At 41.2% G+C, this 19,627-nt stretch carries 27 protein-coding genes and 1 tRNA gene; 6 read left to right on the forward strand and 22 right to left on the reverse strand.

The window, feature by feature from the left end:
* From WC753_01895 to pheS, 3 genes are read left to right on the forward strand one after another with little or no spacing between them, the layout of a single operon-like run.
* Positions 1 to 1,515, forward strand: coding sequence for an S-layer homology domain-containing protein (locus WC753_01895; GenBank protein ID MFA6080213.1), 1,515 nt, complete (start codon positions 1 to 3; stop codon positions 1,513 to 1,515).
* Positions 1,516 to 1,537: 22 nt separating this feature from the next.
* Positions 1,538 to 2,815, forward strand: coding sequence for a thermonuclease family protein (locus tag WC753_01900; protein MFA6080214.1), 1,278 nt, complete (start codon positions 1,538 to 1,540; stop codon positions 2,813 to 2,815).
* A gap of 21 nt (positions 2,816 to 2,836) precedes the next feature.
* The gene (pheS, locus tag WC753_01905; protein ID MFA6080215.1) at positions 2,837 to 3,832 is read left to right on the forward strand and encodes a phenylalanine--tRNA ligase subunit alpha; all 996 of its coding nucleotides are present in this window, start codon (positions 2,837 to 2,839) and stop codon (positions 3,830 to 3,832) included.
* On the opposite strand, the gene WC753_01910 is transcribed toward pheS, so the two are convergent.
* The gene (locus tag WC753_01910; GenBank protein MFA6080216.1) at positions 3,819 to 4,694 is read right to left on the reverse strand and encodes an alpha/beta hydrolase; all 876 of its coding nucleotides are present in this window, start codon (positions 4,692 to 4,694) and stop codon (positions 3,819 to 3,821) included. The two genes, pheS and WC753_01910, sit on opposite strands and share 14 nt — an antisense overlap.
* Positions 4,695 to 4,808: 114 nt before the next feature.
* On the opposite strand from WC753_01910, the gene WC753_01915 reads away from it, so the two are divergent.
* A complete protein-coding gene (locus WC753_01915; protein ID MFA6080217.1) occupies positions 4,809 to 5,627 on the forward strand; it encodes a DUF1189 family protein in 819 nt (272 codons plus the stop codon).
* A gap of 117 nt (positions 5,628 to 5,744) precedes the next feature.
* On the forward strand, positions 5,745 to 7,091 hold the full coding sequence (gene radA / locus WC753_01920; GenBank protein MFA6080218.1) for a DNA repair protein RadA: 1,347 nt from the start codon (positions 5,745 to 5,747) through the stop codon (positions 7,089 to 7,091).
* Here radA and WC753_01925 read toward each other — a convergent pair.
* Positions 7,088 to 7,375, reverse strand: coding sequence for a hypothetical protein (locus WC753_01925; GenBank protein ID MFA6080219.1), 288 nt, complete (start codon positions 7,373 to 7,375; stop codon positions 7,088 to 7,090). The two genes, radA and WC753_01925, sit on opposite strands and share 4 nt — an antisense overlap.
* Before the next feature lie 127 nt (positions 7,376 to 7,502).
* Here WC753_01925 and WC753_01930 point away from each other — a divergent pair.
* Positions 7,503 to 7,587: transfer RNA gene (locus WC753_01930), tRNA-Leu, on the forward strand.
* A 389-nt stretch (positions 7,588 to 7,976) separates the two neighbouring features.
* On the opposite strand, the gene WC753_01935 is transcribed toward WC753_01930, so the two are convergent.
* The 20 genes from WC753_01935 to rplB form a co-directional block, all read right to left on the reverse strand.
* Positions 7,977 to 9,674 carry a hypothetical protein gene (locus WC753_01935; GenBank protein ID MFA6080220.1) on the reverse strand — a complete coding sequence of 566 codons (1,698 nt, stop codon included), beginning with the start codon at positions 9,672 to 9,674 and terminating at the stop codon, positions 7,977 to 7,979.
* Between the two features lie 202 nt (positions 9,675 to 9,876).
* Positions 9,877 to 10,794 carry an NAD-dependent epimerase/dehydratase family protein gene (locus WC753_01940; GenBank protein MFA6080221.1) on the reverse strand — a complete coding sequence of 306 codons (918 nt, stop codon included), beginning with the start codon at positions 10,792 to 10,794 and terminating at the stop codon, positions 9,877 to 9,879.
* Between the two features lie 42 nt (positions 10,795 to 10,836).
* Positions 10,837 to 11,199, reverse strand: a complete 363-nt coding sequence (gene rplS, locus WC753_01945) for a 50S ribosomal protein L19 (protein ID MFA6080222.1) — start codon at positions 11,197 to 11,199, stop codon at positions 10,837 to 10,839.
* A gap of 58 nt (positions 11,200 to 11,257) precedes the next feature.
* On the reverse strand, positions 11,258 to 12,616 hold the full coding sequence (gene secY / locus WC753_01950) for a preprotein translocase subunit SecY (protein MFA6080223.1): 1,359 nt from the start codon (positions 12,614 to 12,616) through the stop codon (positions 11,258 to 11,260).
* A 6-nt stretch (positions 12,617 to 12,622) separates the two neighbouring features.
* Positions 12,623 to 13,078, reverse strand: a complete 456-nt coding sequence (gene rplO, locus WC753_01955) for a 50S ribosomal protein L15 (GenBank protein ID MFA6080224.1) — start codon at positions 13,076 to 13,078, stop codon at positions 12,623 to 12,625.
* Between the two features lie 2 nt (positions 13,079 to 13,080).
* Complete coding sequence (gene rpsE, locus WC753_01960; GenBank protein MFA6080225.1) at positions 13,081 to 13,716, reverse strand: 30S ribosomal protein S5; 636 nt, start codon at positions 13,714 to 13,716, stop codon at positions 13,081 to 13,083.
* A gap of 11 nt (positions 13,717 to 13,727) precedes the next feature.
* Entirely contained in the window at positions 13,728 to 14,072 is a 345-nt protein-coding gene (rplR, locus tag WC753_01965; protein ID MFA6080226.1) for a 50S ribosomal protein L18, read from the reverse strand.
* Between the two features lie 10 nt (positions 14,073 to 14,082).
* The gene (gene rplF, locus WC753_01970) at positions 14,083 to 14,628 is read right to left on the reverse strand and encodes a 50S ribosomal protein L6 (protein ID MFA6080227.1); all 546 of its coding nucleotides are present in this window, start codon (positions 14,626 to 14,628) and stop codon (positions 14,083 to 14,085) included.
* A gap of 8 nt (positions 14,629 to 14,636) precedes the next feature.
* Entirely contained in the window at positions 14,637 to 15,023 is a 387-nt protein-coding gene (gene rpsH / locus WC753_01975) for a 30S ribosomal protein S8 (GenBank protein ID MFA6080228.1), read from the reverse strand.
* Positions 15,024 to 15,037: 14 nt separating this feature from the next.
* A complete protein-coding gene (locus tag WC753_01980) occupies positions 15,038 to 15,262 on the reverse strand; it encodes an uS14 family ribosomal protein (GenBank protein ID MFA6080229.1) in 225 nt (74 codons plus the stop codon).
* An 8-nt stretch (positions 15,263 to 15,270) separates the two neighbouring features.
* On the reverse strand, positions 15,271 to 15,807 hold the full coding sequence (gene rplE / locus WC753_01985) for a 50S ribosomal protein L5 (GenBank protein ID MFA6080230.1): 537 nt from the start codon (positions 15,805 to 15,807) through the stop codon (positions 15,271 to 15,273).
* 14 nt (positions 15,808 to 15,821) lie between these two features.
* On the reverse strand, positions 15,822 to 16,160 hold the full coding sequence (gene rplX / locus WC753_01990) for a 50S ribosomal protein L24 (GenBank protein MFA6080231.1): 339 nt from the start codon (positions 16,158 to 16,160) through the stop codon (positions 15,822 to 15,824).
* A 19-nt stretch (positions 16,161 to 16,179) separates the two neighbouring features.
* A complete protein-coding gene (rplN, locus tag WC753_01995; GenBank protein MFA6080232.1) occupies positions 16,180 to 16,551 on the reverse strand; it encodes a 50S ribosomal protein L14 in 372 nt (123 codons plus the stop codon).
* A 25-nt stretch (positions 16,552 to 16,576) separates the two neighbouring features.
* A complete protein-coding gene (locus tag WC753_02000) occupies positions 16,577 to 16,795 on the reverse strand; it encodes an uS17 family ribosomal protein (GenBank protein ID MFA6080233.1) in 219 nt (72 codons plus the stop codon).
* A gap of 3 nt (positions 16,796 to 16,798) precedes the next feature.
* The gene (rpmC, locus tag WC753_02005) at positions 16,799 to 17,041 is read right to left on the reverse strand and encodes a 50S ribosomal protein L29 (protein MFA6080234.1); all 243 of its coding nucleotides are present in this window, start codon (positions 17,039 to 17,041) and stop codon (positions 16,799 to 16,801) included.
* Between the two features lie 13 nt (positions 17,042 to 17,054).
* On the reverse strand, positions 17,055 to 17,483 hold the full coding sequence (gene rplP / locus WC753_02010) for a 50S ribosomal protein L16 (protein ID MFA6080235.1): 429 nt from the start codon (positions 17,481 to 17,483) through the stop codon (positions 17,055 to 17,057).
* A gap of 45 nt (positions 17,484 to 17,528) precedes the next feature.
* Positions 17,529 to 18,161 (reverse strand): 30S ribosomal protein S3, encoded by a 633-nt coding sequence (gene rpsC, locus WC753_02015; protein ID MFA6080236.1) that lies wholly within the window; start codon positions 18,159 to 18,161, stop codon positions 17,529 to 17,531.
* 17 nt (positions 18,162 to 18,178) lie between these two features.
* Positions 18,179 to 18,505: a 50S ribosomal protein L22 gene (gene rplV, locus WC753_02020; protein MFA6080237.1), complete on the reverse strand. Its 327-nt coding sequence runs from the start codon at positions 18,503 to 18,505 to the stop codon at positions 18,179 to 18,181.
* 9 nt (positions 18,506 to 18,514) lie between these two features.
* Positions 18,515 to 18,778 carry a 30S ribosomal protein S19 gene (rpsS, locus tag WC753_02025; GenBank protein ID MFA6080238.1) on the reverse strand — a complete coding sequence of 88 codons (264 nt, stop codon included), beginning with the start codon at positions 18,776 to 18,778 and terminating at the stop codon, positions 18,515 to 18,517.
* Positions 18,779 to 18,790: 12 nt separating this feature from the next.
* A complete protein-coding gene (gene rplB / locus WC753_02030; GenBank protein ID MFA6080239.1) occupies positions 18,791 to 19,627 on the reverse strand; it encodes a 50S ribosomal protein L2 in 837 nt (278 codons plus the stop codon).

Here is a 19,627-nt window from a genome sequence, read left to right on the forward strand (position 1 = left end):
ATGAAAAAACCACTTCTATTTTGTATTTTGTCCTTTGTATTTTGTATTTGAACAACCTTTGCTTACACGAGTGAAGATACTTCCATCGCCAATTATCTCGCTGATCAAGGTATCATCACAAAGCAAACTACAGCTTCCAAATATCGATTAGATGATAAAATACTTCGACAAGAAGTAATCGCTATGGCATTGAAAATAAAATGAATCACTACACCGACGAATACTACGTGCAAGAAATACTTCGCTGATGCAACAAAAAATGATTGGGTATGTCGAGCAGTAGAACTGGCTGCTGATAATGGAATTATTACAAAAAGTAATAAATATGCCAATCCTGGGAAAAGTATTACACGAGCAGAGGCATTTTCTATGATTTATAACGCTTCTTGAATAGTACCTTTTCGGGAATTAGGAGGATTTCAAATATTAGATAAGGATGCTGTTTCGTGGCAAAAGGATCTTTTTCAGAAAATTCATGATTCTGAAATTCCTATGCCTGGAGAAAAATACATGGCATCAAATACTCCTGCGATTCCGGTCTATTTTTATCCAAACCGTCTCGCTCTTCGTGCCGAAGTGTTTGGGTTTGCAAAAAATATTGTATCCTCTCAATATATTACAATAAATGATGCTATTCTACCACAATGTTGAATTGCTATAAATTCTACATACTCCTCAAAGCCAACTACTAATCTTTGCGCTTCATGAAATCCGTCTAAAGTAGTTCTAAATAAAGTTTGGATATGGGAATGCATAGCTGATAACGGCGCAATAGCATCGTGTACTGCTCACAGTAATGTTTCAACCACTAATAATCAATATTATTGGGGTATTGCTGATTGGTCAGCGTGTTGGAAAGAACAACAGGAAAGAAGCATTCTTTGCAGGGATTCCCTTGGAATGAACGTAGAAGAATTCTTATGTCAAGGATCTACTAAGCCAATTTCAAAAAGAAGTTGTTCGATATGTAGTGATGGGAAAATTGTTACTGACTCTAAAAATTGTACAAATTATACCTCAAATATAGTAGATCCATGGTGAATATGTGCCGATAACATACAGTCTAGGGAAGTACAGTGTATTGATAATGCTACATGATTAACCACATCCAATGTAAATGCATGTCCTGGAAGAATAACAACAAAGTCCTGTGGGGAACTGAATTGTCAAAAAGAAATTGATGGTGTTATTTTTCGTATTGAACCTTGCTCTATAAACACTACCATGACTTTTGGTGAAAATAAAAGTTTTAAAATAACTCTGATTCCTGATAAAATAGACTATTCATACGGTATTAATCTGATGTCAGCTATATGATTACCTTCAGATGGAGTAGGGTGATTATGATGATGATGAGCTAAAGGAATCAGAGAGTCCAACTTATATTTTGATAAGTCTCTTCCCAGATGATTCTACAGTTGACACATACCTATTTGGATTAACCCTATTAATGCTTCTAATACATACGGTGAAAGAAAAACGCTCCATTTTGCTTTCCAACTAGAAGTAAAATAAAAAACTACTTAATTTCTCTTTTATGAAAAAACCACTTCTATTTTGTATTTTGTCCTTTGTATTTTGTATTTGAACAACTTTTGGTTATTCATCTGAAGATCTCTCAAATGCAAATTATCTCGGAGAACAAAAAATAGTCACCTCACAAACAGACCCAAAACTCTACCGTCTCGATGATAAAATACTTCGACAAGAAGTCATCGGAATGGCTCTCAAAATAAAATGAATCACTCTTCCAGAAAATTATACCTGCAAGAAATATTTCGCTGATGCAACCAAAAATGACTGGGTCTGTCGTGCGGTAGAGATCGCAGCGGATAATGGGATTGTTGCAAAGAATAAAACTACAAATCCAGAAAAATATATTACAAGATCTGAAGCATTAGCAATCATAATGAAGGCAGGCGGTTTCACGGCACCAAGTGGAGCTACTCCGCCTATTTTTCCCTACTCAGATACAGACTTTTCGGCATGGCAATCAGATCTTGCATTGTATGCAGCAGGATTATGAATTATTACAAATCCAAATGTAGTTCCTCTATCCGAAGGATTCAAGATTATAGATATTGTTAATCCTATTAAGTTTTATCCCAATCGAGAAGCAACTCGTGCTGAAGTATTTGGGTTTGCGAATAAACTTCTCTGAAATAGCAAAAGTGCCATCCTGGACATCTGAGGTCATGTTATTGAAGTTATTGATTGAGATACACTACATTTTGATACCTTAAAAATACGTATGATTGGTCTTGATGCACCAGAATTCAGCAAGTCCCGTTTTGGATATGCTGAATGTTTTGGTCTGGAAGCAAAGAATCATCTTATTGATTTATTGGCAAATAAAAAAGAAATAACACTTGAACAAGATAAAACACAAGGAGATCTAGATATGTATGGTCGAACATTGGCCTATATAATTGCAGATGGAATAAATATAAATCTACAAATGATACACGATGGTTACGGCTTTGAGGAAACCTTTAAAAAATCATATAAATATCAAAAAGAACATAAAGATGCGCAGGCAAGTGCTGATAAGTGAAATTTGGGTCTATGGTCTGAGTCAACTTGCTGAGGAGACCGAAAAAAATGAACAATGGATGAAAAAATTGTAACTAAAGATATACCACCTAATAACTGAAGCTCAGGGAACAATACTTGAGCAAATGCTTGTTGAGCAAAATTATATTGTACACAGATGGTAACCTGTGAAGAAGCAAAATATTACTTAAATCAATGCTGATTATCAAGACTAGATGCTGATAGTGATGGTCTTCCTTGTGAAAGTCTCTGTACACAATAAAAATCCTTTTTTTTCTCTTTTATGCAGTCTCCAGAATCCCTCCGTCCTGAAATCCATGCTGGTATCGCAGCACTTCAAAATCTCAAAGATCTTATCGAGTATCGTAATATGCTGGTAGGGAAAAAGTGAACACTCACTGAAATGCTGAAAAATGTCGCCAATCTCTCTCCAGAAGAAAAAAAGACACTTGGAAAATCACTGAATGAACTCCGTGCTGATGTCGATGCTCAGCTGGCACTCAAAGAAAGAGAAATCCGCGAAGCTGAACTGACGGATGCCGAGAGTCGCTTTATCGATATGACTGTTCCTGGCAAGTCACATGGCTCAACACAACACCCTATCAAAATAGTGCAATCAGATATTATCGATATCGTGACTCGTATGGGTTTTTCAGTTTGGAGATCACCCAGTGTTACGACAGAATGTAATAATTTCGATGCATTGAATATCCCTAGTTGGCATCCGGCCCGTGATATGCAGGATACTTTTTGGCTCCAAGATGGCCGTGTGATGGCAACACAGACTTCTTGTATGCAAAATTACCTTCTCAAGACGCAAGAGAAACCCCTCCGCGCGATTGTCCTCGGATCCGTCTATCGTAATGAGAAAATTGATGCAACGCATGATATTATGTTTGAACAAGTGGAAGGTCTCGTTGTCGATAAAAATATCACTATTTCACATCTCAAGGGGACTATTATTACAATTTTGAAAGAGATATTTGGGTACGAACCAAAGATCCGTATGCGTCCCGGCTATTTCCCGTTTGTCGAACCAGGTATGGAAGTCGATCTCTGGTGGGAACGAGATTGAAAATGAAAATGGCTCGAATTTATGGGTTGTGGCCTCGTCCACCCAAATGTTCTCACACAGTGAGGTGTGGACCCTGATGAGTATTCTGGCTTTGCCTTTGGTTTTGGGTTGACACGACTGGCTATGATAAAATACGGTATCACAGATATCCGTCTCTTTCATGAAAATAAAATTGAGTTTCTAGAACAATTTACTGCGGGGTAGGTTGTTGTGCTTCTTCTATCTTACGTAATACTTCACCCACGATATACTGAGCAAAGTCAGGATGTGTTCCCTGGCGATAATGTCATGGACTTTTTTCCGTTGAAGAAATAAGCTGGCTAGAATCGGTTTGATAACGTGCTCATGCTTGCACATTTTCCGGCATACATCTATCATTGAGGTCTACGAAAGTAACCCCGTGGGTTTGAGACAGCTGTATACCGCGTGCTTGCTCGATAAAATCATCCTTTCCACTAAATACGCGAGATGGCGTACGATAATACAGAGCATGAAAAGCTTCCGCACTAGATCAAAATGTGTCTAATACGCCCGCAACGGTAACTGGCGTAATCTGAGGAGACTCTCGTGAAGTATCCTGTTCCTTTTGTAACATACTGGCTGCGTGAAGTGCCTGTGTGCCTCCGAAACTATGCCCCATAATGAGAATACGTGCATTTGGAAATTGTTTTTGTACCTTATTGGCATACGAAACAATTTTCTCAACCAATACCTGAGGATGATCACGAAATAAAATCGCTTCTCTCCCATGCGGCAAACCTTCTGGAAATAGAGCAGGTATACCTTTATGATTGAGGGCCATTTTAATTCATAACAACGAGGAGCCATCGAGCTGAAATCATGGGACGAGAAGAGCAATATACTGTGGCGGATGGTTTGGTGTTAATAATATCGTCTGGTCACTATTCATATTCTCATGAGGTATGTTTTGACACCAGGTACGATACAGGGATTTCGTCATACCCGCTATTGTTTGGGGGCTTTTGACCAGACTAGAAAATGCTACAGTTCCCTTTATGAGTCTTCATAGAGAGAGATTATCGGTTGTATCAGAAGTATGTTTCATACGAGAGTCAAAAATAAGTATATATATAATATAGTTATATTACATAATGTCAATATTTAATATCTTTTGTCTTCAAAAAAGAACTGCCTATAATTGAATCACTTAATCTATTCTATGTTTCCTTTTAATACTTTTTTTGGTTCTTTTTCTCCTTTTTTCCTTCGAAAAAATCGAGATCACCTCTCGCTCTGAAGGGGTATGGGGTATTATTTTTCTGTATGGGGCATTGTAATTCTCATCACCATCCTGGTAAGTATAGTAGCTGGATGGATATATGTGACACCAGAGCGAGTTCTGCAATGGTCGGAGAAAATTCCTGCTTTTTCAGTCACCATACAAGATGGTATCCTCACTGAGACTGGGCTTCCTGAGGAACCATCCACACTGGTAGATGACAAAGGTTTTATTATTTTTGTTTCCAAGACACTCACAGAAATCCCCATAGATAAACAGTGACAACAAGGATTTTTTATTCTCAAAGATCGTGCCATCGTATCCCAAACAGAACAAGTTGGGCAAAAGATACAGGTCATCACCTATGCAGAAATACCAGAGCTCAAAAATGCTCATTTTGATAAAACTCTTCTTTCGCAAAAAATTGTTTCAGAACTCACCACCATCAAACGAATCGCCAGTATGATAGTGGCATTTATAATCTTTTTTATTGGCATTGTGATAACAATCTGGTACTGTGCATGGAGCTTTTTCTGGTGACTCATCGTATGGATCCTTTCTCGTACATTGAGAAATCCTTTCACCTATGAACAGGCAATAGGATTTGTACTATCAACTTTCTTTCCTGTTTTCATCGTATCTATAATACTTATGGTTCTCGGGGTGTGATTTCCTTTTTCCATGACAATTCTCTTCTTGCTCATGGTAGGATATAATCATCTTTCTTTTTACAAAGAAAAGCTAGAGCAAAAGCCATAGCCAGAGAAAAGAATTCGCCACGGCGAACAGGTTATTGGTTCGATAACTGATGAAATAAATTAAACCAAATAAACTTAAGAAACATAGTAAACCTATTAAACCTATAAACTTCCCTTTATGTTCCAATGCTCGCAATGCTCGCATACACAACTCAAATGGTCATGACAATGTCCGAGCTGTAATGCCTGGAATACACTCGAAGAGAAGGAAATGGATTCTGCCCCCCTGTCAAGGGGGAAGAAGGGGGGTTCAAAAAAATCATGAAAACCACGAGAAGTCGTTGCTCTCAATCCCAGGTCTACATCACATCTGAAGCTGGCAGTTAAAAGTCCAGAACTTTCGGGTGTTCTCGGCGGGGGATTGGTGCGTGGCAGTCTCACACTACTTTCTGGTGAACCGGGTATCGGTAAATCAACACTGACGCTCGAACTCGCTCATTGGTGTGCCAGCAAGGAAACACCGGTCCTCTATATCTCTGGTGAGGAAGGTGAAGAACAAATCGCTGGTCGCGCTCATCGTCTCGGAGTCAATAATCCTCATATTCATTTTCTTCATGAAGAAGTCCTCGAGGATATTATGAGCACACTGGAAGCAACACCCTATCCTATCGTCATTATCGATTCTGTCAGTGTCCTCTATGCTGAGTCTCTCGGAGGCGCAACAGGTGGTGTGTCTCAGATACGGATGATAGCTGAGACCTGCATGCATTACAGCAAAAAAACAAATACTGCTATGATACTCATCTGACATGTCACAAAAGATGGTGACCTCGCAGGACCCAAAACTCTCGAACATCTCGTCGATACCGTCCTCTTTCTCGAAGGCGATAAATATCAGTCCTATCGAATATTACGAGCGATGAAAAACCGATTCTGACCGACTGATGCAATTGGGCTTTTTGAAATGAATGAATATGGTCTCCAAGACCTCAAAAATCCAGCTGAGTCACTCCTGAAAACACCAGCGCAAGTGGGGTCTGCTCTCACGATAGCTATGGAGGGAAATCGACCGGTTATTATGGAAATCGAAGCACTCACGCACAGCACAAAATTCCCCTATCCAAAACGATCGGCACGAGGTGTCGCAACACAAAAAATTGATCTCCTCCTCGCTACTATTGCAAAATTTGGGAGGATCAATCTCGATGGTGATGATGTCTATATCAATGTCTCTCATGGTCTCTCTGTCGGTGAACCGGCGGTCGACCTTGCTATCGCTGCCGCTCTTCTCTCGAGTGATAGTAAAAAATCTCTCAATCATGCACTCTTCCTCGGAGAAATTTCATTAACCGGAGCCATAAAACCAGTTTCTCAACTCGAAAAACGCATTGAAGAAGCGAAAAAACTTGGTTTCACTACCTTTCATATTCCCACGACAAAAATTACCGGGAAAATAGCGACGTGAATTACCCTCGTGCAACATGACTCCATACTCTCTCTCGTTCAGTGGGTACGAAATATTTAGGAGTCTTTCTTTTCTGCAAGCATCCTCAAGACGCGCGCACTTATTCTTTTCTCTGGAGGGACTCTTTTCTTATACTCCGCATCAGCCCATGAAGCCGCTGCAGAACCTAATAATATACCACCAAGTGTCACAAGAGCTCACGTTCATCCCTCATCACATTTTTTTATGGAAGAAACCACTTCGCGAACTCTTCATCAAGTTTTACCTATCTCTGAAGATTCTACAGGTTCTTCTGCAGCGAGAATAGATGCAGTTGTTAATGCGAGTACTAAAGGAAGTTTCATATAGTATATAGTGTAAAAGAAAAACTTGAGAATACAAGAAAACTGATAGAATGCCTGCAAAGGGAAAATGAGACAATAATCCTTCTTTATTCTTTCTTCTCTTTTATTTTTTCTTTTATAAAGTTGTGCCCAGGTGGTGGAATTGGTATACACGCAGGTCTCAGAAGCCTGTTCCGCAAGGTATAGGGGTTCGAGTCCCCTCTTGGGCACCAAATGTTTTGCTTTGCAAAACAAAGAAGAAAAGAGAAAAAATAAGAAAGCAGGAATGTTTTTCTTTATAAACAGAAACGAGAGTCCGAGAGGAAATACTGTTTGAGCGGGATGAATGCAGATACTGTGATGAAATGAGGAAATAGCGAGTTTATTTCCTTTCGGTGGTTTTGCAGTACTTTTGCCATCAAAAGTACGAAAATGCAGCCAGTGAGACGCTCATTTTAAGAAAGACCGAAGGTTCGCTGTGACGAAAGGTGTTATTGTTTTTGCTTTGGCTACGGAAGAGTCCCCTCTTGGGCACCAAATGTTTTACAGAGCAAAACAAAGAAGAAAGAGATTGCCAAAAAAATCCCAGATGAATCTGGGATTTTTGATATATCTTCTATATTTATTTCAGATACCCTCGTTTCATCAGAATAAATGCTGTGCCAGAAGCAATCATAAAGAGCATAAATATAATAGCGACTGGTCATGTCTGCACCGAAACACTTTCTGAATAAGCACCTTCTCCGGTAATGTCTCAATTCTTGCATGTTGCTCGAATTTGAAAATCTTCAAATACTTCTTCTTCAGCGGTCATATCGATATTCACTTTATATGAATTCTCTTCCACCTCATCTATCATAGCGTATTCTCCGGAAGCATCTTTTTTGAAAATCTGGTAACTCGCTGCATCGGCGAGCTTATCCCATGTAATAATAGAAAACTTTCCTGATTTTTTCACTGTTACTCCACTCACTTTATCGATATAACAGGTTGTTCCGGAATCAAGAATGGCAAATGTCAGCTCATTCGACTTCACAGAAAGCTCTTTTTTATCTTTATCAAGCCCAACAATAGTTGCGAAATATTCACCATTACTCACGCCTGGTATATACCACGAGTATTGTGTTTCCTCTTTCATTTTGGATTTTTCATACGTAATAATCTCCTTATCGAGTGCCCCGGAAGTATTTCCATATTTTATCTTGAAATATTTGATTTCTTCAAGGTCTGGCTTGAGAGAAAAGGTGAACCGTGCTTTATTATCAGGAGTACCCTCTGCTTTTACATTTTCAAACATGGCAGTAATGATATTCACACTATAGAGATCTGGGAATTCTGCTTTTCCACCAGTTTGGGATTCTGCACTGACAGTTGGTTTTACTTCTCATTCAAAACTTGATACTGTCACTCTCCCTTTATAAAGACCTGGATGTGTGTTATCTTCTTCGAGTACCACCGTTTGGTCTCAAAATCTGACCGTCACTATTTTGAGTCATTGATCTCAGATGGCCTCTAAATTAATGATAGAACCTGCGAAGACTTGATTTCCTTCTTTGACAACGAGTGAATTGATTTTTGGAGCATCGAGTGAGTAGAGTATGGTCACCTCTTGAGAACCTACCACAATATTTGATCCATCGAGCACATCGACCTTAATCGTGTTTGATCCTTCTTTTAGACCAGTCACAGTGCCTTCGAAACCTCCTTCAGCATTCGTGGTAGTCGTACTATTTTTCGTACCATTGACCGAGAGGTTGATGCTACTGGTTGCTTTTGAAGTACCTTTTACAACCTGAGAATCCATACTGACGGTCATCTGAGCTACTGGTTCAGTAATAATGACCGGCACTGTACCCGATGATGTCGTGCCTGATCCTGTGATAGTGATATTCTTTTTTGCTGCATCCTCACCCTGCTCATTTACGACTGCGATCGTATACTCTCCAGCAGATGGAAAAGTAAAAGATGGAAAAGTATGCTGTCCCTGGTCACTGAGAGAAAAGGTGTATCCATCACCAGTGTCACCATTGATATCATAGGGAATAGTAGTATTCGTATTGGCCCCTGTTTTGACAATAGTTCCTCCTATATCGGCTGCAAAATAAATCGTTCACGCATAGGTTGTATCGACTGTTCCATCGAGCTGAAGTGCCTTTACTGTGAGACTGAAGGCCTCATTAGCCCTCCCAGTTGCTGGCATAATGAGCTCAAATGTTTTCGTGGCATCGCCCGTTGGTGTGCCTTGAGCAGATACAAATGGTGTAAGACTAAGGAATCCTATATATATTACGAGGAATGCTGAGGAGAAAATACGTCGCATAAAGAAAAATTACTTCTGTAGAGTACTAGATTTTGACAAAAAATACAATCCTTGTTCCCGTAAATACGCTTGACGAAAAAGAGAGTAGGGTATAACTAGGAACATTGAGCGATTTTACAGGAAATTTTCTATTACAAATGCAAAAATCTAGTGAGATGATGGGGAAATTTTTGCGGTAATTCCATCAACATCAGATACGTGATTATATTCCGTCGATAAGAGCAGAAACACCCTGTAGAAAAGGTGTCGATATGACCCACCCTGTCGATATCAGACGTTTGGAATCAAGTGATGTATGTTGGATTTCACCAAGAGGAGGTCAATACTCAGGAATAAGTGTGGTCTTGGTCAATCATACAAGCGTCTCCCAGAGCTGATTGACCGATGTCTCTTTACCAGTACCAACATGATATATACCGAGAAGTGAGTGGTCGAGAACGTGAAGATTGGCCGCCACGACATCATGGACTGAAACAAAGTCTCGCGTCTGTGTACCATCTCAAAAAATAAGAGGTGTATGCTCTTGTCGGATTTTATCGATAAAAAGCGAGATAACTCCTGCTTCTCCCTGTGCATTTTGACGAGGTCCGTAAACATTTGAGTAGCGCAAAATCGTCGAAATTATACCATATTGATGGCCGTAAAAATCGAGAAAACGCTCTACCGTCAGTTTTGAAATGCCATAGGGAGTATCCGGAGAAGGAATATCTGCTTCTGAGTAGGGTGGATTTCCGCCTGAAAAAAGAGCTCCACCAGTCGAAGAAAAAATAATACGAGGACACTGAAATTTTCTCATGGCTTCGAGAATATTCAGACTTCAGAGAATATTGACGTGCGCATCAAAAGAAGGTTTTTCGATACCAGCACGGACGTTGATCTGTGCTGCGAGATGAAATACAACCTCTGGATGAAACTCTTGAAATACTTTTTCGACTGCAGAAGGATCACAGATATCCACAGCATGAAAAGTAATCTTGCCATGAGCGATATGCTCTGCAATATTGTCTCTCTTCCCCGTAAAGAGATTATCGATTACGCAAATATCATATCCACGACGAACACATTCATCGACGATATGAGAGCCGATAAATCCAGCACCACCAGTAATAAGAATTCGCATAAGAAAAATAAAACCCCTCTTGCGAGGGGAGATAAAAAATAACTATTTTACTTCTTTGAGACGAGCTGCCTTCCCCTGGAGATCACGAATATAGCGGATATTCTTGCGTTTTACCTTGTACTGTCGGATGATTTCAATATTTTCGATAGTTGGGCAAGCGATTGGAAACGCCTTTTCGATACCGAGACCTGCTGTCACACGACGAACAGTAAAGGTTTTTTCACCCTTTGTCTTTCCAGATGTCTTGATAATAACCCCCGCAAATTTTTGAATACGTGATTTTTCTCCTTCTGTGATACGTTGAGATACCTCAACCTGCATTCCAGTACGAAGTTCTGGAAAATCTTTGACACCACCTTCTTGAGTGGCGAGAGTTTGAATATGTTGTATAAGCTGTGAATCCATAAAATTAAAAGAAGAGATAAAAAAAGAGAAGAGATACGAGATAACGACTTTATAGAGATTAAAAGAAACGACGATAATCATGAGATTGAAGCTCTGCAGTAAAGCGACGTAATAACTCCAGGACAACTCCGACGACGATAATCAATCCGGATCCTGAGATGAGAAAATCTATTTGCGCCATATTGAGTGATGGGATATTATTGACCTTGAGCATATTATTCACGAGAGTAGCAACATAAGGGAACACAGCAATAACGGCAATAAAAGTTCCTCCAAAAAAATTGAGATGATTTGACACCGTACGAAGATAATCAGCTGTCTGACGTCCTGGGCGAATACCTGGAATATATCCACCTCGCTTTTGGATACTCTCTGCGACTTCCTTCGTATCAAATGTGATACTAAGGTAGAAAAATGAGAACCCAATGACAAGCGCCATAAATATCACCACAAACGACCACGTCGGAGTATTTGGATTAAAGAGATTCACAAAGAGTTGCGCTGCGCTTTTTATAAACTCAGGAAGTCCTGCACCACGTACTATCAAAGCCTGACCAAGAATATAGGGAAATGTCACAAGAGACATCGCAAAGATAATTGGTATCATACCCGCTTGATTAATACGAATCGGAAAGTATGAACGCTCATCTCGTCCTGTCTTCGTATACACGAGTGGAATTCTGCGGTACCCTTCCGTGAATTTGATGATGATATAGATCACACCGAGTGTCAGACCGAGGAGGATAAAGAATGGTATCAATGCGACTATGATATCTTTTGCAGATCATGACCAAACAACACTCGAGAGCTGTGTCGCGATACGACCCGGTACGTCAGAGAGAATACCTGCGAAGATAATCATAGAGATACCATTTCCAATTCCAGATTCGTTGATTTGTTCTCCGAGCCACATCAGAAGGACGGTACCTGCTGTGATAATCGTCATCATAGAAAGAAGACTGCCCCAATTGGAGGTGTCAACGATAGATGCCCCCTGCACGAGACTATTGAGGAGCAATATCATACCATACCCCTGTACAAACGCGAGAGGAATAGTCAACCAACGTGTATACATATTGATTTTTTTTTGACCTTGTGCCCCTTCTTTTTTGATTTCTTCCAGCTTTGGAATAACGACAGAGAGGAGCTGAAGAATGATAGAAGCATTGATATAGGGAGAAAGACCCATCAGAATAATAGAAAATCTCTCAAGACCTCCACCCATCAATGAACTAAAAAATACAAGTCCTGGTTGATTGGAAAACACATCTCTCATCGACTGAACCGCCTCCTGGGAAACACCAGGGACTGGTATGACAGAAAGGATTTTGTAGATAACCACAAGACCGAGAGTAATACCTACTTTCTTCTTGAGGGAATCTGAACGGAGAAATTGTTGCCAAATATTTTTTTTCATAAATAATTATGAGAGAATTGTGATACTGCCACCTGCTTTCTCTACTGCAGCAAGTGCGGTTGCACTCGCAGCATGAAGTGAAAGAGTGACAGCTTGAGTGATTTTCCCACCAGAGAGGAGTTTTACAAGAGGATTTTTCCCACGGACATATCCTCCTTTGATGAGTGTTTCAAGAGTGATATTCGTCGTTCCTCCGAGAGCTATTTTTTCGAGATCTGAGAGATGAATGACATTAAATGATGTATTTCGAGAAGAAGTCCCTCCACGAAGTTTTGGAAGACGCATATGGAGTGGTGTCTGTCCTCCTTCAAAAAGAGGATGTAGTTTTTTACCCGTACGTGCTTTTTGCCCTTTGCAGCCACGGCCTCAAAAGACACCCTTTCCAGACCCGAGTCCACGTCCGAGACGTTTATTCGAAGTACGAGAAGATGTTTTTGGACGAAGTGTAGAGTGATTCAACATAATTAAACAATATAAGATTTAAGAGCTTGCATGGTAGCGTACGCTGTCGTAATGACATTGCGCCCTCCATGACGTTTTGAGAGAATATTTTGACAACCAGCGAGCTCGAGAATTCGACGAGCAGATCCTCCTGCTATGATACCTGTACCTTCTGCTGCTGGATGGATCATGATACGAGTTGCTTTAAATTTTGTCTCAACTTGATAGGGAACCGTTCCATTTACGAGTGGAACTTTTATCATCGTCTTTTTTGCTGAATTCACCGCCTTTTCGACAGCGATAGAGACTTCTTGTGCTTTACCGAGGCCAAAACCCACCTTTCCTGCTCGGTCTCCGATGACGACTGCTGCGCGGAAGCGGAGCTGACGACCACCGCTCGTTACTTTCGTAACACGAGAGACTTGGAGAAGTACTTCTTCGAATTCTTTTTTGACAGGTTCAAATCCACTTTTTCCGCCACGTCGATCGTCACGACGACCGCCACCAGATCATCTGCCTTGTCCACGAGATCATCCCTGTCATCCATCAGATGATCATCTGCCTTGTCCACGAGAAGAACTCTCGGAAAGCGGCTGATTATGCTCTGCTGAATGGGGTACGAGTGGTACAGGAGTTGTAGAAGGAGTTTCGTCAGACATAATGAGAAAAATTAAAATATGAGACCAGATTCACGAGCAGCATCTGCAAGAGATGAGATTCTTCCTGCATAGAGAAAGCCCCCTCGATCAAAGACACATTTTGTGATGCCAGCAACTTGTGCTTTTTTGGCAAGTTCAGTACCGACGATACGAGCACGCTCTGTTTTAGTGCCTTTTTTTACCTGCATATCACTCGCTGCTGCGAGAGTAAGGCCCGTCGTATCATCGATCAATTGACCATAAATATAGGCATTTGATCGGTAGACTGCGAGACGAGGACAGATTGCAGATCCACTCACCCGTGTACGGATGCGACGATGGCGGAGAGCTCTTTTTTGATGAGGAGTTGTAGACATAGAGAAAAAATTATTTAGCACCAGTTTTACCAGCTTTTCGACGGACATATTCACCGACGTAACGAATTCCTTTCCCCTTATAAGGTTCAGGTGGTTTGACAGCGCGGATTTTTGCAGCGAATTCTCCGACTCTCTGAGCATCGATACCAGAGACGACGAGAATCAGGGCATTGTCTGGGCTCGCAGCGAGTGTGAGATCAGATGGGATATCGAATGTTACCTTGTGAGAGAATCCGACAGAGAGAACGACATTTTTTGCGTTGACCTCTGCTCGGTATCCTACTCATTGGATTTCGAGTTCTTTCTTAAATCCTTCGGAAACCCCGGTAATTTTGCTACGGATGAGTGCCCAAGTGAGACCCCAGTACGCAAACTCTTTTCCTTCAGAGACAGTACTTTCGAGGAGAATAGCATTATCCTCAAGAGTGGCTTTTATAGACGGAAGAAGTGTATATGAAAGAGACCCTTTTGGCCCAGTAAGGGTCAGAAGTTGTCCTTCAAGTACGCAGGTAACTCCAGCAGGGAGGATAATAGGTTTTTTTGCAAGTCGTGACATAAAAATAATTAATAAACTTCGCCGATAACTTCTCACCCGACCTTGAGAGCACGTGCTTCATAGCCAGTGATGACTCCTTTTGGTGTTGAGAGAATATAGATGCCCGTTCCATTGCGTGATTTTTTGATAGAAGTCGAACCAGAGAACACTCGGTGACCTGGTGTACTAATACGTCGAAAATGTGGAACTTTTCTCATACGAGAATCATCAAGAGTAATAAGAATAGTCTTCTTGATGTCACCTTGGGTGACAAAATCAACAATATATTTATTCTTCTTGAGGATATTTAAAATTCGCTCTTTCAGAGATGAATGAGGGACATTTATTGCACCCTTGCCAACAATGAGAGCATTGTGGAGAGAAACAAACAAATCAGATATAGGATCAGTAGTCATAAAAGAAAAGAAAATTACCAGCTAGATTTACGGACACCGAGTATTTCACCGCGGTTACAACGTTCACGGAGCTCTATACGAGAGAGGCCGAAACGTCCGATGACACCTCGTCGTCTTCCTGAGACGATACATTGAGAGTAGATTCGTGTAGAAAATGTGACTTTTTGTCCGTTAAGACGTTGACGGGAAGCACGGAGCTTACGTCGAGCACATTTAGCGATGAGAGCTTTACGAGCCATAAAAAAGATTATTTAGTAAATGGAATTCCGAGTTGTTGAAGAAGGAGAAGTGCATCGCTGGATGCCGTTGATTTTGTCACAATTGTTATCTGAATACCATGAGTCTTGACGATATCATCTTGTACAATTTCTGGGAAAAGTGTCTGTTCTTTGAGTCCTATATTGAGATTGCCTTCTTTGTCCATACTCTTCGCCCTGAGACCTTGGAAGTCTCGAACGCGAGGAAGAACCAAGTGAATCATTTTTTCTAAGAAGTCATACATACGATCTCCTCGGAGTGTCGTGCTGAGCCCTACCGCCTGTCCTTCCCGGAGCTTGAAGTTTGAGATAGAATGTTTCGCTTTCGAAACCACTGGTTTCTGACCAGCAATCAGAGAAAGATGTTTCTCAAGAAGAGAAAAATCTTTCTGACCACCCGTTACGAGTGAGCCAATACCCATATTGATAACGATTTTCTCGAGACGAGGAAGTGCGTTCACATTTTTCTTAAGGTGTTTCTTAAGGTAGGGAAGAACGGTAGATGTATAGTGTTGTTTGAGTGACATAGAAGAAAAGAAAATTAACCGATTTTTTTACCAGATTTTACAGAGATGCGGTCTGTAGTTTTACCTTGTACGATACGTACGCGAGTTGGCTTTTTGGTATCAGGGCAGATGAGCATCACATTTGAGACATGGATAGGTTTTTCGAATTGGATCTTTTGACCTGGTGTTGTCCCTTGTTTCTTGACGTGTTTTGTGATGATATTTGCTCCTTCGACGATAATCTTCTCTTTGTCAGGAAATGCCTGAAGGACTTTGCCCTCAAAAGGAATCTTTTTTTCACCTTCAATACGAAACTTATTTTTGCCTGCGATGATGCGGACAATGTCTCATGTATGTATTTTCATTTTTTTCATAGATAAAAGGAGTGGTGAATTAGAGGACTTCTGGGGCTTTACTGATGATGGCCTTGAATCGTTTGTCAGCTCGTAACTCTCGGAAAACGGGTCAGAAGATACGAGATCCTTTTGGTGCGCCCTTGTCATCAACGATAACGCAGGCATTGTCATCAGAACGAATGGTTGAACCATCAGCGCGTTTCACGGGTTTTTTGGTTCGTACGATGACAGCGAAGACGACTTCGTGATTTTTGACTTGTCCATCTGGCTGTGCTTTTTTGACAGAACATTTGATGATATCGCCGACACGTGCAAAACGATGACGTGTTCCGCCGAGGATACAGAAACACAGTACTTCGTGAGCACCAGAGTTATCTGCGACGACCAATCTTGATTCTTTTTGTATCATATAAAAATAAAATATTAATCCTGAACTACTTGATTACTTTCCAACAAACAGTCTTTGAGCGTGGGGTTGTCTCCTCGATAGTGACAGTCGTCCCTTCTGCTATTGGCTCTTCTGTGTGAGCATGGAACTTTTTAGAAAAAGGAACATCCTTCGCATATTTGAAATGTCTGTGGTATTCGGTTGTTTTGACAACAACTGTTTTTTGCATTTTTGCAGAAACGACTACACCTGTTTTTGTTCGCATAAATTAAGCGTTATGAAGTTTGGTAAGATGGCGAGCCAATGCTTGGCGCGCCTTTTTGATCTTGTGTGTTTCCTTGAGTTCTCGCATAGCATGTTTCATCTTGAGAACATAGACTTCAGAACGAAGTGTCCGAGTATCTGAAGCTCCTTTTGATGCTTTTTTTGGAGCTTCAACAGCAGCTTTTGGAATAGCTTTGGAAGCTTTTGTAGCAACTTTTGGAGTTTTAGAAGTTTTGGTAATAGCCATAAAAAGAGAAGAATTAAGCAGCGAGAGAAAAGAGAGATTTTTTATCAACAATAGAGGTTTTGACAGAGAGTTTTTGACCAGCGAGTCGAAATGCTGTGTGAGCCATCTCATCTGAGACACCTTCGATTTCAAAGAGCATAGTGCCTGCTGGAACTGGAGAGTGGTAATACTCGATACTTCCCTTTCCTCATCCCATTGGTACTTCGAGAGCTTTTTTGGTGTAATCCTTGTGTGGGAAGATACGAATCCATACTTTACCACCTCGATGCAGTGCGTGAGCAATAGTCTTTCGAGCCGCTTCGATTTCACGAGCTGTGAGAAATCCTGATGACATCGCCTTGAGACCAAACGATCCGTGTGCGAGCATAAATCCAGACGTCGCGAGACCCTTTTGGGTTCCGGTCATAGATTTACGGTATTTTGTTCGTTTTGGTTGTTGCATATAAAAGTTTATTAGGTTTCTTAGGTTTACTAGGTTAAATAAGTTTTAATTCTTCTCTACGTCTCATTTGTAGATCCAGACTTTGAGTCCGATGATACCATATTGAGTGAGAGCATGTTCAACCGCGTAATCAATCGTAGCACGAATGGTCTGAGTTGGGATATTCCCTTCTTTGTAGACTTCTCGTCGAGCGATTTCAGCACCATTCACACGTCCAGAGATAGTGACTTTGATTCCTTTCGCTCCTTTTTCCATAGCTTTTGCGATGGCTTGTTTGATAACACGACGGTATGGGAGACGTCTTTCAATCTGTCGTCCGATGCTGTCACCAACGAGCGTTGCGTGAATATCAGGATTTTTTACTTCTTTTACGTCGACCTGTACTGGGTGGTCGCAGATAAGAGCAAGCTTCTTTTGAAGCAGTGTGATGCTCTCACCATTTTTACCGAGAATCAATGCTGTACGAGAGGTATAGATGGCTACTTTCATACCAGCATCGCTGTGCGTGATAGTGATATGTCCGACTGGAAGTCCTTTGAAAGATTTTCGAATCGCTTCACGAATCAAGACGTCTTTTTGGATAGCATCGGTGTACTCCTTTTTATCGTAGTATCCGGTTGATGCCCATGAGCGGGTGACGCCGATGCGCCATGATATTGGACTAACTTTGTGTCACATAGAAAAAAATTTAGATATTATTTATGAGAGAGTTCGAGAAAGACATGACTCGTACGTTTGAGGATTCGATGACTGCGTCCACGACTCACTGGACGACTTCTCTTATAAGTAGGGCCTTGAGCGATGCTGAGAAGATGGATCTTGAGATCATCTTTGGCACACGCGTCATTATGAATAGCATTTGCTGTCGCACTTGCAAGGACCTTGTAGAGGATATCTCCCCCCTTCTTTTCGAAAAGTCTCAGCATAGGAAGAGCATCATTGACAGTCTTTCCACGAACGAGATTCGCGATAACACGAAGTTTCTTGGGAGATATGCGGGCGTTTTTGAGGGTAGCTTTCATAGTATGATATTATTTTTTACCAGCGTGTTTCATAAACTTTCGAGTTGGTGAAAATTCTCCGAGACGATGACCGACCATATCTTCAGTAACAAATACTGGGATGTGATCCTTACCATTGTGGACACCGAATGTGTGACCCACAAAATCTGGATGGATAACAGAGGCACGCTTCCAGAGCTTTATGACACTTTTTCTGCCAGATACATTCAGGGCAGCGACTCTCTTCAGGAGAAAGTCAGGGATAAAAGGTGATTTTTTGAGACTACGAGACATAAAAAGAAAAAATTAAGCAACGAGAGAACCGTGTTTGTTTTTAGAAATCCATCGATTGGTACGTTTGTTTTTGCGAGTCTTGACTCCGAGAGCTGGTTTCCCCCATGGAGTAGAGGGCTGTCGTCCGATAGACGTATGACCTTCTCATCCTCCGTGTGGGTGATCGACTGGATTCATAGACGAACCGAGGACATGAGGACGACGACCGAGCCATCGACTACGACCTGCCTTTCCTATTGTGATTTGATTGTGATCTCCATTACTGACGATACCGATCGTAGCAAAACATTCTTTATGAACGAGTCGTATTTCACTTGAGTTGAGCTTGATCTGCGTATATTCACCTTCTTGTGAGATAATCTGTGCTGATGCGCCAGCAGATCGAACGGCTTGAGCGCCTTTTCCGATTTCGAGTTCGACATTATGTACAAAGAGACCCGTTGGGATATTGCTGACTTTGAGACGATTGCCTGGAAGGAGCTTAGCGTCATCAGAAGTGACAATGACATCACCGACTTTCATCGTCGAATGAGCGAGGACATAACGGTGCTCCCCATCTGCGTCGAGAACGAGAGAAATCCACGCTGATCGATTTGGATCGTATTCGATTGTTTGAACGACAGAAGTGATATCTCGTTTCTGGAATTTGAAATCCATGATACGAAGACGTCTCTTGTGTCCACCACCTCGGAAACGTACGCTGATACGGCCAGCAGAGTTTCGTCCACCACTACTCTTACGATTCGTCGTAAGTTTTTTAAATGGCTTGTCTGCTGTGATCTCAGTAAACGTATTGACTGACATTCATCGTCGACCTGGTGATGTAGGTTTGTAGAGTTTGATTGGCAT

Source organism: Candidatus Gracilibacteria bacterium, from assembly GCA_041660965.1.
Lineage (GTDB): Bacteria > Patescibacteriota > Gracilibacteria > BD1-5 > JAGOOR01 > JAGOOR01.